The 14787-nt window shown below is 38.0% G+C and carries 19 protein-coding genes and 1 tRNA gene; 10 read left to right on the top strand and 10 right to left on the bottom strand.

All coding sequences use genetic code 11. From position 1 onward, the window contains the following. The first annotated feature begins 41 nt into the window (after positions 1 to 41). Positions 42 to 1061, top strand: a complete 1020-nt coding sequence (locus C3Y93_RS01080) for an AraC family transcriptional regulator (RefSeq protein ID WP_045796736.1) — start codon at positions 42 to 44, stop codon at positions 1059 to 1061. Between the two features lie 101 nt (positions 1062 to 1162). Here the strand turns inward: C3Y93_RS01080 and C3Y93_RS01075 are convergent, their stop codons facing one another. Both C3Y93_RS01075 and C3Y93_RS01070 read right to left on the bottom strand, forming a co-directional pair. Next, entirely contained in the window at positions 1163 to 1408 is a 246-nt protein-coding gene (locus C3Y93_RS01075) for a hypothetical protein (RefSeq protein WP_052690212.1), read from the bottom strand. A 19-nt stretch (positions 1409 to 1427) separates the two neighbouring features. Continuing rightward, positions 1428 to 2174, bottom strand: a complete 747-nt coding sequence (locus tag C3Y93_RS01070) for an IS5-like element ISAba31 family transposase (protein WP_004645384.1) — start codon at positions 2172 to 2174, stop codon at positions 1428 to 1430. Between the two features lie 120 nt (positions 2175 to 2294). On the opposite strand from C3Y93_RS01070, the gene C3Y93_RS01065 reads away from it, so the two are divergent. Then, complete coding sequence (locus C3Y93_RS01065; RefSeq protein WP_075696606.1) at positions 2295 to 2750, top strand: helix-turn-helix domain-containing protein; 456 nt, start codon at positions 2295 to 2297, stop codon at positions 2748 to 2750. Next, positions 2740 to 3306, top strand: coding sequence for an IS630 family transposase (locus C3Y93_RS01060; RefSeq protein ID WP_121533679.1), 567 nt, complete (start codon positions 2740 to 2742; stop codon positions 3304 to 3306). The genes C3Y93_RS01065 and C3Y93_RS01060 overlap by 11 nt, the downstream gene beginning before the upstream one ends. On the opposite strand, the gene C3Y93_RS01055 is transcribed toward C3Y93_RS01060, so the two are convergent. After that, positions 3303 to 3635, bottom strand: coding sequence for a hypothetical protein (locus C3Y93_RS01055; protein ID WP_081378479.1), 333 nt, complete (start codon positions 3633 to 3635; stop codon positions 3303 to 3305). The two genes, C3Y93_RS01060 and C3Y93_RS01055, sit on opposite strands and share 4 nt — an antisense overlap. Positions 3636 to 3782: 147 nt before the next feature. On the opposite strand from C3Y93_RS01055, the gene C3Y93_RS01050 reads away from it, so the two are divergent. Further along, positions 3783 to 4109: a helix-turn-helix domain-containing protein gene (locus C3Y93_RS01050; protein ID WP_043972788.1), complete on the top strand. Its 327-nt coding sequence runs from the start codon at positions 3783 to 3785 to the stop codon at positions 4107 to 4109. Between the two features lie 196 nt (positions 4110 to 4305). Here the strand turns inward: C3Y93_RS01050 and C3Y93_RS01045 are convergent, their stop codons facing one another. The 4 genes from C3Y93_RS01045 to C3Y93_RS14245 form a co-directional block, all read right to left on the bottom strand. Beyond that, a complete protein-coding gene (locus C3Y93_RS01045) occupies positions 4306 to 4563 on the bottom strand; it encodes a helix-turn-helix transcriptional regulator (RefSeq protein WP_158660379.1) in 258 nt (85 codons plus the stop codon). A 468-nt stretch (positions 4564 to 5031) separates the two neighbouring features. After that, entirely contained in the window at positions 5032 to 6231 is a 1200-nt protein-coding gene (locus C3Y93_RS01035; RefSeq protein WP_043972784.1) for a tyrosine-type recombinase/integrase, read from the bottom strand. 193 nt (positions 6232 to 6424) lie between these two features. Continuing rightward, positions 6425 to 6501, bottom strand: a tRNA-Ile gene (locus tag C3Y93_RS01030). 138 nt (positions 6502 to 6639) lie between these two features. Continuing rightward, complete coding sequence (locus C3Y93_RS14245) at positions 6640 to 6783, bottom strand: hypothetical protein (RefSeq protein ID WP_158660378.1); 144 nt, start codon at positions 6781 to 6783, stop codon at positions 6640 to 6642. A gap of 307 nt (positions 6784 to 7090) precedes the next feature. On the opposite strand from C3Y93_RS14245, the gene C3Y93_RS01025 reads away from it, so the two are divergent. After that, positions 7091 to 7669, top strand: a complete 579-nt coding sequence (locus tag C3Y93_RS01025) for a 1-acyl-sn-glycerol-3-phosphate acyltransferase (protein ID WP_104851825.1) — start codon at positions 7091 to 7093, stop codon at positions 7667 to 7669. Between the two features lie 99 nt (positions 7670 to 7768). Then, positions 7769 to 8518, top strand: a complete 750-nt coding sequence (locus C3Y93_RS01020) for a YebC/PmpR family DNA-binding transcriptional regulator (protein WP_070155957.1) — start codon at positions 7769 to 7771, stop codon at positions 8516 to 8518. Positions 8519 to 8603: 85 nt separating this feature from the next. Here the strand turns inward: C3Y93_RS01020 and C3Y93_RS01015 are convergent, their stop codons facing one another. Then, positions 8604 to 9074: an Lrp/AsnC family transcriptional regulator gene (locus tag C3Y93_RS01015; RefSeq protein ID WP_004971430.1), complete on the bottom strand. Its 471-nt coding sequence runs from the start codon at positions 9072 to 9074 to the stop codon at positions 8604 to 8606. Positions 9075 to 9562: 488 nt separating this feature from the next. Here C3Y93_RS01015 and C3Y93_RS01010 point away from each other — a divergent pair, with 488 nt between their 5' ends. Next, on the top strand, positions 9563 to 10621 hold the full coding sequence (locus C3Y93_RS01010; RefSeq protein ID WP_228153772.1) for a hypothetical protein: 1059 nt from the start codon (positions 9563 to 9565) through the stop codon (positions 10619 to 10621). 78 nt (positions 10622 to 10699) lie between these two features. Here the strand turns inward: C3Y93_RS01010 and C3Y93_RS01005 are convergent, their stop codons facing one another. Further along, on the bottom strand, positions 10700 to 11464 hold the full coding sequence (locus C3Y93_RS01005; RefSeq protein WP_096902290.1) for a glutathione S-transferase family protein: 765 nt from the start codon (positions 11462 to 11464) through the stop codon (positions 10700 to 10702). 268 nt (positions 11465 to 11732) lie between these two features. Between C3Y93_RS01005 and ychF the strand changes: the two genes are divergently transcribed. Continuing rightward, a complete protein-coding gene (gene ychF, locus C3Y93_RS01000) occupies positions 11733 to 12824 on the top strand; it encodes a redox-regulated ATPase YchF (protein ID WP_004971435.1) in 1092 nt (363 codons plus the stop codon). A gap of 127 nt (positions 12825 to 12951) precedes the next feature. On the opposite strand, the gene C3Y93_RS00995 is transcribed toward ychF, so the two are convergent. After that, complete coding sequence (locus C3Y93_RS00995; RefSeq protein ID WP_026438320.1) at positions 12952 to 13443, bottom strand: hypothetical protein; 492 nt, start codon at positions 13441 to 13443, stop codon at positions 12952 to 12954. Positions 13444 to 13562: 119 nt separating this feature from the next. Between C3Y93_RS00995 and C3Y93_RS00990 the strand changes: the two genes are divergently transcribed. Both C3Y93_RS00990 and ygaH read left to right on the top strand, forming a co-directional pair. Next, on the top strand, positions 13563 to 14300 hold the full coding sequence (locus tag C3Y93_RS00990) for an AzlC family ABC transporter permease (protein ID WP_171062558.1): 738 nt from the start codon (positions 13563 to 13565) through the stop codon (positions 14298 to 14300). After that, the gene (gene ygaH, locus C3Y93_RS00985) at positions 14297 to 14644 is read left to right on the top strand and encodes an L-valine transporter subunit YgaH (protein ID WP_004971441.1); all 348 of its coding nucleotides are present in this window, start codon (positions 14297 to 14299) and stop codon (positions 14642 to 14644) included. Before C3Y93_RS00990 ends, ygaH begins: the two co-directional genes overlap by 4 nt. The last annotated feature ends 143 nt before the right edge of the window (positions 14645 to 14787 follow it).

The raw sequence follows: 14787 nt of genomic DNA, 5'->3' as shown, positions 1-14787 counted from the left end.
GGACACTAAATTGATCTTTTAGGACAACACGGAATGTTGTAATGGGAAGTTATATTCGTGCAGCCAGCCTCGGCGGTTTTGAAGACTTAGTCCGTAGTTATGGCATAAACCCTATAGGAATCTTGAAAGAGATCGGGATTTTACCTGCTTTACTCCGCGATCCAGATTCATTTATTCATTATGATCATTATTTAAATTTATTGGAAAAAGCGGCCTTAGCCTGTCAGGATGACTGCTTCGGTTTAAAACTCGGCGCACTCCAAAATATTAGCACAATCGGTTTGATTGGCGTCTATATGTCCCGACAAACGAGCATACTTGAAGCCTTAAGCGTGGCGCAAAAGTATGTCTATTTACATGCTGAAGGCGTTGTCTTTCACGTCTCGCAACATAATGCTCTGTTCTGTAAGCTGAACTTTGTGCGTTTAAGTGAATACAACACCGATGTACCACAAAAATCACAACTGGCCATTTGCCTTGTCGCGAATATTTTAAAAGATTTGATTGGCCCACAGTGGCATGCAGAAAAAATTTGCTTCAAGCAAAAAGCACCACAAAAAGGAGCTCAAACTTTCCAAGCACATTTTTCCTGTCCAGTGGAATTTGAAACCGATGAGGATGCGCTTTATTTTCCCGCAAGCTTTTTAAGCTATAAACCCTATAATTTTAATGAAGATGCCATTAATCAACTAATCGTACAGCAGCTTGAAACACAAAGCAGCACCAAAACTGAAGACAATACCGCACTGATAGAGAGTTCAGTCCGCATGCTGATGGCGACAGGAGACTGCAGCATTGAAAATATCGCACTCTGTATGGGAATGCATCCGAAAAAGCTTCAGCGCGCTTTAAAAATGCAAGGAACAACCTATCGAGATATACTCGAAAATGTCCGAAAAAAAGAAGCGCTTCGTATGCTTGATGCAGGCAATGTGAATTTGACAGATATTGCTCTACAGTTGGGCTATGCAGAATTATCTATTTTCAGTCGCAACTTTAAAAGCTGGTTTGGCGTTCCTCCAACCGAGTTAAGAGACAAAAGTCGAAGCCATATTGTATGACTTCTGGTTTTGCTACTTCGTTAAATAAAAAGTACCCAACGAATTCAAGCATATAGTTTAAATCCATTGAATGTCACTCTAATCAATACAGACTCAATTGATTATTTCGGGAAAACAAAGGATGCGACCAAACGTGCCCCCCAACCTTTCGGGCTGCCGTCAGTATCATCAACCCAATATCGAGCACCACCGCCCACACTAATGGCCTGACCATTTAGGCGAATCACTTTGGTCACAGTCAAGTTGACAGGAACTGTGGCTTCTTCTGCATTCCAGTCATATGTCGTTTCAGTATTCAATGCCACCGTCGTACTATTTGGATAAGTGTAACTAGGGTCTGTTGACATTTACTGTTCATAATTAACCCTATAAAGGTAGCCATAAAAATATACAGGCTAAAGCAACAGAACTTTGATAATTTCTTTTGAGCTTGTCATATCGAGTAGCTATTCCTCTAAATTGCTTTAATCTACAAAACATATTTTCAACTAAATGCCTGATTTTATATAAATACCAGTCCATATGGTCATTGTTCGATTGGCTATTTGTTTTCTTTGGTATATTCGCTTTAGTCCCTGTTTTCCTGATCTGTTCACGCAGTGGTTCTGAATCATAGCCTTTATCTGCACATACCACTTTTGTCTCTTTTAAATCTAATGTTGATATTAAATCAGGTGCAACTTTAACATCATGTGTGGTTCCATCGGTAATCATGAAATCAATAGGATTGCCATGTGCATCAACAATCAAATGTATTTTTGAGGAGTTTCCTCCTACACTTTTAGAAATAGATTGATTCGCTATGCCAGCAGAATGTTGATGAGCACGTACATGAGAGCCATCAATAAAAATCCACTCCATATCGGGGCATGAGGCTAGTAATTTGAATAATCTAAGTAACTTACCGCTGCTTGACCAACGATTAAAACGTTTGAAAATAGAGTTTGAATGACCAAAACAACAAGGAATATCTCGCCACGGACAGCCTGTTCTAATTCTATAGAGAATAGCTTCAATAAAATTGCGTAAATTTGAGTTGTGGTGAATGGATAAATTACGCAGAATAACTTTCAACTTTTGCCAGTGTTGATCTGTCAGCATGGTACGAGGCATAGCGAATAGTAAAATTGGGTTCGGCGATTTGATTTTACTACTTCGCTATTTTTTTAAGCTAAAAGTGTCAACACACCCTAATCATGCGAAAAAGTTTTTTTAGTTAACAGATGTTCACACATGCCTCGAATTGTTTCTGTACCACTTAGTTTAGAACAGCGAGAACGACTCATTTTTCTGGCCAAGCATGCAAAACATTGGCGTGAAAGACAACGTGCCCAAACTATTCTCTGGCTTTCTGAAGGTAAAAGTGTTGCGGAAGTTGCCACTCTACAAGAACGTATCCCAGAAACCATAAGGATACAACGCCGACGTTGGGAATTGTATGAGTTTGAATCGATTAAAGAAGGTCATCGCTCAGGTCGGCCCAATACATTGATCTCAGACTATCAGGCGAAAATCCTAGATTGGGTCAATACAAGTCCACTCAATGCAGAACAAATCCGAGTCAAACTACATGAAGAATACGAAGTGTCCGTGTCTGTTGAAACCATTCGTAAGTTTTTACGTGATTCAGGTATGGTCTTCAAGCGTACCCGTCATAGCTTGAAAAAAAAGAGATCCGATTGCATTTGAACAAGCAACACAGCAGATTGAAAAATTACGAGAGCAAGCGGCACGTGGTGAAATTATATTAGGTTATGTTGATGAAACAGGGTTTTCATCTACACCTGATAACCGCTATGCATGGACAAAGATAGGTGATGTTCATGCGGTTGATGCAATAAGATTAAAACGAGTTAATGTCATGGGGTGTTTGCTTTCAACGGGGAAACTGGTGACAAGTTGTTTACAAGAGTCAGTTACAAGCACTTGGTTTTATGCCTATTTAACTGGAATAGCTCAACAAGTAAAACAGACTTATAACCTTCCATTGGTTCTTATTGTTGATAATGCCTCGATTCATAGAAGTAAAAAGATGGCTGATTACAGAGAGCTACTTAAAAGTAACTTTTCGACGAATTTGTATTTTATTCCAGCTTATAGCCCTGAGTTAAATCGAATCGAGATGGTATGGAAGCAGATGAAATATTATTGGCGAGACTTTCAAGTCATGACAGCTGATAAAATAGAGCAATGGGTGGAGAGAGTATCAAACCAATTCGGAAAAGAATACATGTTTACTTTTTAATGACAGCTTAGCTGATCTGGCTGATAACCTGAAAACTCATAAAAGTCATGCAACAATTGAGCATAGACATCTGAAAAATTTATTAAGCTTTCTGGTTGTAAACCATAATGGTCAAAATAGCGATCATCAATGAAATAAGCTAATCCTATGTGCGTGTTGAGATAAGTTGATACGCCCAGTTGCCGACAAAAGTCAGGATTATATTGCAACTGTAATTGCGTATTACAAATAATTTTTGAGGCTACAATTTTAGCTACATTGCGAATATTGAGATGGCGAATACTAGGATGCATCGATGTCAAAATTCGACTCGAAGAATAATCCATCATGATCGTTTGGCCTTCAATTGATTTAGATTTTTATCAAGTAATGATTTAGTTGCTTCTCGTTTTACAAGTAAGCATCTAAACTATGTCTATATTTATATAAAAACATGACCAAAACGTCAAGTTTTTATTGTCTATTTGGCGGTAATAATGACACTTGAATTAGACTCGAATGAATTTAAGATTCGATTGAAAGAAGTCAGAAAGATACGAAAGCTGACACAGCAAGAACTTGCTGAAAAAACGGGAATACCCGTAACCTCTATTGCGCATTTTGAGTCGGGCTCACGTAAACCCTCATTAGAGAATTTTTATAAACTCATTGTCGCACTTAATGTATCAGCCGATTACATCTTGGGACGCCGTGAAAAAATGAGTACCTCAGAGATTGATCCTATTACTAATGCTTTACAGGAATTACCAGAGTTGGAACGCAAAATGATTGAGAAATTTATTATTTCTTTAGGCTCTGACTAGAGACAACCATGCATATATGAATCAGACAAGAAAAAGACCTAAAAATTAAAAAACCACCTAACGTGGTTTTTTTTTCAAGGATCAAAATAGCTTTTTCCTCGTGAAATATTTTTTTAAAAGTAAATTCACATCATGGTTTTATAAAATTACCCCTTGAGCCTTTCTCCTTTATCCAAACGTTCCCATATAAGCCAATTTATTGTTTCCTACTAACAGAAGACCTATTCTTTTTCTGTATTTCATACCAATTCAACACCTCCGTATAATCAAAGTAGTTATGCGCTTTTTCACCATCTGCAAGCTTAAAAGGTCGTGGAAAATCGGGATTCTTTGCGATCAAAAAGTTTAGTCCCGTCCTCGACAAGCCTAATTTTTTTGCTACATCATTAAACTTTAAAGCTAACGCTTTATTTTCCTGAATCATAGTTGATTGTGGTGTATTCATTTCCAACATAAATATTTTTTCAAAAAAAGAAAAAATCATATCAGACTAAAAAAAATATTTTTCCAATAGTGTCAATTCGTTAAATTTAGTTCAAAAATCAGGATGAAATTCATTCATGTACCAATTGAAAATCTCATCAACATCAAAATACATCACTGCTTGTCGAGTATCTCGATCTCTCATGGGTTTTGGAAAGTTAGGAACAGCATTTTGAATTTTGATAAGTTGCTGACGATTAATCTGTAAAATTTTGCACAATATGCTACTTGAACATCGCCACACATTTTCTTCACGGAGTTTCATTAAAATCGGATTTATTTGACTATGAGGGTTTAGTAAAGTTTTCATCAATTTATTAAAACAGTTAAAACCCATTAATCTACACATATTAGAAAAATCACATCTTCAATAATCCCGTTTCGCAAAAAAAAAAGCCGAAAATAAAATTTCAGCTTTTAAAATTATAACAAGAACACTTTAATCAAACATTCTTACTCCGCAGATCGAATCCAAGTGGTCAGCCCAAAATTGCATAACATCCACCCTTTCTCTTAAGTGAGCACCTTTATCATATGCACCTTTCACACCTGCTTTTTGATGAGACAATGCTGATTCAATCACTTGTTCTTTATCGCTAAAAATATCATTTAAAAAAGTACTCGCAATGTGGCGAAATCCATGAGGATTCTGCTTCCCAGTATACCCCATTCTTTTCAATGCTGAAGTGAAGGTCACGTCAGATATAAATTTTTCATTTGAATTACTTCTTGATGGAAACAAATATTCATTGCCATCCCCTGAAATCTCTTTTAATCGAAGCAATAATTTAATTGCTTGCTTCGGTAACGGTATCGCATGAGCTACTCTTCTTTTCATCAGATCAGCAGGTCTAAGCCATACTCTTGTTTCAAAATTAAATTGATCCCAACGTGCAGCTCTCAACTCACCAGGTCTAGGAAACAACACCAAGAGCAATTCGAGTCCAATGCTAGTAGTTTCAGAGCGATAATTACGGATTGCATTAACAAGATCGGGAAGTTCATCCATTACGACATGTTTCATTGAGCCTGAAGTATGATTTACTAGCCCTTTTCGTACTCTTGCGAGAGGGTTATAGCTAATTAAATTATCATCAATTGCATAATCATAAGCATTACGACAATACGAAATTAATTTTTCAAGTCTATTGAATATCCCTTCATTTAATTGTTTTTCTCTGAAAAATTCTTTCCATTCAGATGCGGAAATTTCTTTAAATAAACGGTGACCAAATACTGGCAATATATGCTTTTCTATCGACTGATACTCTTTCTTATAGGTTTTATCAGTCCATACACCTTTTTTCGTATTCATCCATTTAATCAGTAAATTACCAAACAATAGGTTCTCTTGTTGTTTAGCTTCCAATAATTTCTCATTTTTAGTTTTTAAAATGAGTTCACCATTTTGATACTTAATAGCCAACGAGCGTGCTTCTTTGACTGAGATTGCTGGGTAGCTTCCCAACCCAAGCCATGTCCACTTACCAACCGTACTCTTAAATCTTAACTGCCATGACTTTTTGCCTGTTACACCAACTTTTAAATACAGACCTGAAATATCTGAAACTCTGTACTCAGATTCTTTTGCTTTTAATGCTGCATATTGTGTATCTGTAAGTAATTTAGATTTAGCCATAAAATTTTGATTTTCCTAGATTAAACTAGGCTCCTGTATCCTGAGTTCTATTTTTTATACAGGATACAAGCCAGGATACAAATAGGGTGTTTTTATACGAGTACACCTGAGTATTCTTAAGACATAAAAAAACCCTTAACTCTTTTAGAATTAAGGGTTTAAGTATGTATTTTACAATATAAACACATGAATTTGGTGGGCCCAGACAGACTTGAACTGTCGACCAACGGATTATGAGTCCGCTGCTCTAACCGACTGAGCTATAGGCCCTATAATTGAATTTGTTATATTTCAACAAGTTCAAGCGCAAAGAATACTAGCGAAGATTTTTTAAAAACACAAGCCATTTTCAGAAATTGCTGTATAGATAGTCAGCAGACGAATTTGATTATTATTGAAATATAAAAACTACACCTTCACTTTCCGAAACATTGCCCGATGCAACTTTAAACGCTTCTCTTTACGCACTTCTAAAAACAACTCAAACATTGACCATACCAAGACCAATAACAACACAATCAATGCCACAAGAAAAGTCGTCAAATAAGCCACTTTAGTATCCTTCCATGATGCGTGGAATAGTGAAATGATGAATAGAATCATAGCTAATTACGACCAAAGTCTAATGATTTACAAATCATTTGAATAGTGCATTTTTGCTCAATTTAAGACTTAATTTCTCTCAATTCATATATTTTTAATATTAAAAACAAAGTATTTAGAGTTAAAACCAATAAAAGATATAACGCTATATCAACTGCATCACTTGAGATTGCTATATTTCAAACAATTTTTCTGTTGACTCTTATATAAAATAAGCAGAAATTATGCATTTCCAGATTCATCAGCTGTTACATCTATGTTGAAAAAATTTATAGGCGAATCCGCATTCAAACTTGCAGGATGGCAATATCAGGTAGAACCCAACGTCCTCGAAAACAAACAAGTGATCGTCGGTTTTGAACACACCTCAATGATGGATGCAATCCTCTCGCTTGCTCTGTTCCAAATTTATGATATTAAAATCCATACTTTAATCAAAAAAGAGCTTTTTAAAGGGCCACTTAAACCTATTTTAGAAAAAGTCGGCGGTATTCCAGTAGACCGTAAATCTAACAAAGATATTGTGTCGCAAATGGTCGAACTTTTTGATCAAAATGAACATTTCAATTTGGTCATCGCACCCGAAGCAACTCGCGCAAAAACAGGTGAAGCCCGCAAGCCAATTCGTACAGGTTTTTGGCATATTGCCAAAGCAGCCAATGTGCCTATCGTTTTAATGTATGCCAACTCACAAACCAAACAAGGTGGGATTTTTGGCAAAATCTATCCGACAGATTTAGATCACGATATGGCACTTATCCAACAATTATATAAAGAACAAGTGGGCTTAGATATTGTCATTCCTGAGCCAAAAACAACTCAAAGCAACACTTAAAAAACCTAAAACTCTGCCCTTTATCTAAAAAAAGGGCTTATGTTAGAATGGGCGCAATTTTGATAGGCATACTGCCAATCTGTAAGGAGCATAGTTCGCATGGCGGGTCATTCCAAGTGGGCCAACATTAAGCATCGTAAAGCCAAACAAGATGCTAGTCGTGGTAAGTTGTTTACCAAATTTATTCGTGAATTAACAACTGCTGCAAAGCTCGGCGGTCCAGATGCGGCAAGTAACCCTCGTTTACGTGCTGTTGTGGAAAAAGCACTTTCAGTTAACATGACACGTGACGTCATTAACCGTGCCATCCAGCGTGGTGCAGGCGGTGAAGATAACGACGATCTTAAAGAAGTAACCTATGAAGGTTATGGTGTAGGTGGTGTTGCGGTTATTGTAGAAACCATGACAGACAACTTAAACCGCACCGTGCCAGATGTACGTCACTGTTTCTCTAAAACTGACGGTAACTTAGGCACCAATGGTTCTGTAGCATTCCTATTCACCAAACGTGGTGAAATTTCATTTGAAGATTCATCTTTAGAAGATCAAGTGATGGAAGTGGCTTTAGAAGCTGGCGCAGAAGATATTGAAGTGTCTGAAGATGGCATTTTGGTTATTACTACGCCAGAAGCTTTTGGTATAGTTCAAGATGCGCTAACAGCAGCAGGTTTGAAATCTGACAATGCTGAAGTGGTTATGAGTCCATCGACCAAAGCAGAAATTACAGACATCGATCAAGCGAAAAAAATTATGAAAATGATTGATATGCTTGAAGATTTAGATGATGTTCAAAACGTATATACCAACGTTGAATTCTCTGATGAAGTTTTAGCACAATTAGACGCATAATCGGTCTAACTGCAATTCCTAAAAACGCACGTTCTCGTGCGTTTTTTTATAGATCCAGTCAAAATAATTCTAAGATTCTAATAAATTAAACTTTATTTAATAAACCATGACAGTTTAAAACATCATATTCTTTAATCACAAAGCTAGAATGCAAACCTGCCACATGCTCAATTTTACCAATCCGTTTTAATAAAATTTCGCTGTAATTTTCCATATCTCGTGCCACAACCTCTACAATAAAATCTGCAGTCTGTCCTGTCACCAAAAATGCACGTATCACTTCAGGAATGCTTTCCAATTCATCCAAAAATTTGGCAAAAATATCGGTATCGTGTTTGCTCAAAGACACCTGCAACAACACATGCAAACTAAAGCCCAGTTTTTGATAATTAATTTCACGCTTTAAACCTGAAATAATTTTATGATCGATCAGACTTTTAATACGGCGATGCACCGAACTTACCGACAGATTAACCCGCTCGGAAAGTTCATTCAAATTAACATCTTCATTGCTTAAAATTTCTAAAATATGCTTATCGTAGCGATCTAATTCCATTTTCAAGCACTCAATCTAATCTGATAAAATTTAAACTCATGCTGCCATTATACTTAAATTATTTTGCAGACTAAGCATCTTTATCGAAAATTATTTTCCATTATTAAAGCAAAATGTTTATGATTCAACAGATCACCGCTTATCGTTTTGAACAACTTAACAGACAAACGGAACAGCTTTCTAATTTATTGATTTTCAAATTTTTAAATTTAAAAAACTCAACAAAACAACGAATCTACTCATACATTTTCACAATCCCGACCGTCTATCTTTTACAAGTGTATAGAAATGTATTAAAACAGATGCGCTCGACAATAAGCACAATGCAGCACAACAAAACCAATAAAAATACAAGGAATCGTCATGGCTTTTAAATCTCTAAGCTTGCTGAAAATAAAATTAGCTCTGTATTTACCGTAGAAACTCAGACCAGCTCTTTATTCGATGGACTCTTAAGTAGTGGCTCTTTAAGCAATACCTTTTCTGGTTTGCTTGGCAGCCTGACTAGTTCGACCTCGACCACACCTACCCTAGATTCTTTATTAAAAAGTTTACTCTCTGGCAGCAGCTTAGATAGTTCTAGCCTAACCAATCTAATCAGCCAATTTTCAAGCTCGAATACCAACTTAGATATCACCAGTTTAATTAGCAAACTGACACAATCCAATGGCGGTAGCTTCGATATTGCTTCCATCACCAATTTACTCAGCGGCATGATTGGCAGCAATGCAGGTGATTTAGATATTACGAAACTCACCCAATTAGTGAGTGGGTTAATCGGTGGTAATACGGGTAATCTTGATATTGCTCAAATTACTCAATTGGTCAGCGGTTTGATTTTGGGTAATAGTGACCTCGATATGGCCGCAATCACACAACTGGTTGGTGGTTTAATTGGCGGCAATACTGGCAGTTTAGGCGGTATGGATTTTGGTGCTATCGCTGAACTGGTGGGTGGTTTAATCCAAGGCAATGGCGATCTTGATATTGCTCAAATTGCTCAACTGGTTAGTGGCTTGATTGGTGGCAACATCGGTGGAGGTTTAGGCGGTATGGATATCGCGGTCATTGCTGAATTAGTAGGCGGTTTAATGCAAGGCAATGGCGATCTTGATATTGCACAAATTGCGCAACTGGCAAGCGGCTTAATTGGCGGTAACATCGGTGGTGATTTAGGTGGTCTAGATATCGCTGCTCTAGAACCAATTCTTGCGTTGCTTAATCCTGAAGGTCAGCTTGCAAGTGACTTTGATCTAGGTGGTTTATTAAATAATCTGACTGGAGATACAACTGGTGGTTTCAGCTTAGATGGCTTGAGTGATGGTTTTAACAACTTAATTTCTGGTTCAGATTTTAACATCAGCGACTTACTGCAAGGTGCATCCTCCACAACCAGTTCAGAGATCAATATTGATAGCTTAGTTCCTGCTTTAGGCGATGCATTTGGCAATTTAACTGGTGGAACATCTGATACACAATTTGATTTAGCTACCCTGCCAAACTTGGTACAGAATTTTGATTTGAATAACTTAAATTCTTTGTTCTAACTCTTAGTTCTAGATTTTATACATCAGTATCCAAAAAATACGCGCAGATTGCGCGTATTTTATCTGAGGCGATAACATTTAAATACCGCGCCAATCTACACGTGCATTACGCTCAGTTTGATAAATACGAGAAACATATTGCCCTAAAGGTAAATCCAGCAAATATTTTTTATAATCTTTAAATTCTTCAGAAATCACTTCATCATGTTCTTTTTCCCACGGCGTTCCAGAAATTTCCAAAATAGGTGCAAGCATCGAACACACTGAAATATCGGCTAAACCTAAACGCTCACCCACAAAATAACGCCCGTAATTATCAATCAAATGCTGATTTAAAATGACAATTAATTCATCCATCCGCTGTTTGGATTCTGCAACTTTATCTTGATCGAGCTGATAGCCCTTAGACACCAAGGCTTTAATAATTGGCTTGGAATATTTAGAAAATTGACGCAAATAGCCTTTTTCGCCAATTAAAATTTCCAAAGGTTCTTCACTTTCAGATAATGCATGCGCCAACCCCCATCGACGCACATGCTGCCCCAATTCATCAGCCAAAGTATTTATGGCCAACGCATGTTTATATTGTTCGGCATCACTGCGTAACAAGGCATGTTCGGGGTAAATATCATCTAGATATAAAGCAATTTGAGTCGAATCTGCTATCCAGCGGTCTTGATCACGTAAAATAGGTAATTTATTTTGCCCTGTTTTTAATTGGGCAAAAGCGCGATGCACGCCTGGAATTAAGTTTTGCGCATCATAATCTAACTCTTTATGATCCAATAACCAGCGAGCTTTCTCACAAAAATGAGACAAAGGAAACTGGTATAAGATGCGCATAAAATCTCCATATTTAAAATTTTGATATCCAAAGCAGTATCAATACTGTGCTTGTCATACTTTAGTCATAGCCTCTTATAATTACAATGTACTTTTTATTCAAAATTCAGGCGAAACAGTCAGCAATTCAAAATCAATTCCGAAAAGAAATTCAACGTACAGCATCAAGCACGCTAGATTGGAGAAACATCTGTCCGATGACCTGACTTTATCTGCCCTTTCATGTAAAATCGTGCCTAATTTTTAAATAACACGTTGTGAGTTATTCATGGGTTTTAATTGTGGTATTGTGGGCCTGCCAAACGTTGGTAAATCTACGCTTTTTAATGCTTTAACCAAAGCTGCAATTGCAGCGGAAAACTTCCCGTTCTGTACCATTGAGCCAAATACAGGCATTGTACCTGTGCCAGATTCACGTTTGGACAAATTGGCGGAAATCGTAAATCCGCAACGTGTATTACCCACCACGATGGAATTTGTGGATATTGCAGGTTTGGTTGCAGGTGCATCTAAAGGTGAAGGTTTAGGTAACCAATTCCTTGCCAACATTCGTGAAACCGATGCGATTGCGCATGTAGTTCGTTGCTTTGAAGATGAAAACGTCATTCACGTAAATGGTAAAATTGACCCATTAGATGACATTGCAACCATCAATACCGAACTTGCTTTGGCCGATTTAGAAACGGTAAGTAAAGCCATTACACGCTTAGCAAAATCTGCCAAAGGTGGCGATAAAGAAGCCGTAGCGACCAAAGCCGTTTTAGAAAAAATCCAACCTTTACTGGATGATGGCAAGCCTGCACGTGCAGCCAATTTAGATGACGATGAACGCAAATTGGTTCGTGGTTTTGGTTTATTAACCTTAAAACCAACCATGTATATTGCGAACGTGGCAGAAGATGGCTTTGAAAATAACCCGCACTTAGATGCAGTCAAAAAACTTGCTGCAGAAGAAAATGCGATTGTGGTGCCTTTATGCAACCAAATTGAAGCCGAAATTTCATTACTTGAAGATGAAGACCGTGCAGAATTCCTAGAAGCTCTTGGTATGGAAGAACCAGGGCTGAACGTAGTGATTCGTGCAGGTTATGCGCTGTTAGGTCTGCAAACTTACTTTACTGCAGGCGTACAAGAAGTCCGCGCGTGGACAGTGAAAGTAGGTGCAACTGCACCACAAGCAGCAGGCGTAATTCACACTGACTTTGAAAAAGGCTTTATCCGCGCAGAATGTATTGCTTATGAGGATTTCGTACAATACAACGGCGAAGCAGGTGCAAAAGAAGCAGGTAAATGGCGCTTGGAAGGTAAAACTTATATCGTACAAGACGGTGATGTTTTACACTTCCGTTTTAATGTTTAATTGTTTTTATGTTTAGTTTTAGAACAATGCTTACAGCCGAGCATTGATTCAATAAAAAAACCTCGATGCTTACATCGAGGTTTTTTTATGGGCGATTCCGCATCACATTAATGCAGAACAACCTCAATTAAGACTGCACCACATTGCCCTTTTGTTTCGGGTCAGTATTGCCCAATTCAGGATGCGCCAAAGCATCAGCACATTGTTTTTTATCCCGTTCATAATCAGCTTGTTTTTGTGCAAGACTGCTTGAACTGTCAATCGTCGCACGTGCCCAAATTTCCAAACTGGTCAAAGCCTTACGACACAGCGCATATTTCCCTTCCGTTACAGAGTCGGTCATTTTGACATTAATACGCCAGTCGGTACTTAATTTACGGGCAGGTTTGCGGACTTTATCTTCAATTAAGTTACGCTGTTTACGATACACGTACGGCTCAACTTCATTCATTAATTCCCACGCGGCTTGCGCATACACAGTCGCATCATTGGTGAGTTTTGGCGCAGGCTTAATTTCTACTGTTTTTTGCGGGTTGTTGTCATTGCTACACGCTTGCAATAACAGGCTACTGCATAACATTGAAGCAAGCAGGATTACAGGTGTTTTCAATTTCAACATATCGGTTCGCCCATACAAACAATTCGGCATCATGCTAATGAATTCAAGTATAATACACAATCTTCATTTGACCCATCGTTCAACTTTCTCCCACAAGGTGTGTCGTGTCCGTACACAATATTCAAACTGCGCCCGCAGCAAGTTTTTGGCAAGGTGCAAAAGATAGTCAGGCGATTATTTTCACCTATCTGCCTGTTTCTTTTGCTTTTGGTGTTTCTGCAACTCAATTCGGCTTTAGCGCATGGGAAGCCTTATTTTTATCTTGCTCGATGTATGCAGGGGCGAGTCAATTTTTAGTCGTTGCCTTATTGGGCAGTGGAACTTCAATCTGGATGACCGCATTAACGGTAATCGCCTTGGATATTCGACATTTACTTTACGGCCCAGCCTTACAAAACCTGATTCAAGATCGTTTAAACCTAAAAAAAACTGCAATTTGGTCATGGGGTCTGACCGATGAAGTTTTTGCCTCAGGCATGATTAAACTGTCACAGCGCCGTCAGGAATGGTCTGAATCATGGATGCTTGGACTGAGTTTATTTAGTTGGTTGTCTTGGGCATTAGGCTCTTTGTTAGGCGGATTATTTGCCGATCAAGTCACTAAAATGCCACAGTTTTTGCAAGCGGCGCTCGACTTTTTACTGCCCGCTTTATTCCTTAGCTTCTTATTGGCAGCATTTGAAAAGAAACACACCTTTGTCGTGGGAATCACCATTCTAGTATCTGCCGTAGCTTGTTATTTTATTGACTTATCTGCTGCAATTTTTATTGGGATTTCTTCAGGTATTTTGGCGGGATTATTTAAACACTATGTTTTAAAACAACCCGACCCTGAACATACAGGAGCAAAATCATGAGTTTAGAAATTATTTTGGTCGGTATTATGGTCGGTATCGCAAACTTCGCCTCACGTTTTGGGCCATTTTTTGTGATTCAAAAGTTTCAACAAGGCTCACAGCAACGTGGTGCTTTATGGCTTAAAATCGCTTTGGGCAGCATTGGTATAGCCGCAATTAGCTCTATGCTTGTGGTTGCAACCTTGCCACCTTTGCTTGAAACACCCAATAAAAGTTTTGCGATGTTAATTGGCTTTTTAGTACTCACAGGTTTGTATTTTAAGTTTAAGAAAATCGTCCCTGCCACGCTTACCGCAGCCATCACCTATGGTTTAATTTATACCTATGTGCCATTTTCGTTCTAATGTTGCTGAAATTTAGAGGTTGGATCGCCCAAATGAGCTATTTCAGGATTCAGCCCTAATTACTATAAAGCACTGAATGCAATACAACGAGATGACAAAATCATGATTTTATTGCAAACAGGGCTTAACTCATGGAACAGTTC

Source organism: Acinetobacter sp. SWBY1, from assembly GCF_002946595.1.
Lineage (GTDB): Bacteria > Pseudomonadota > Gammaproteobacteria > Pseudomonadales > Moraxellaceae > Acinetobacter > Acinetobacter towneri.
This window is presented reverse-complemented; position numbering and strand designations above follow the sequence as displayed.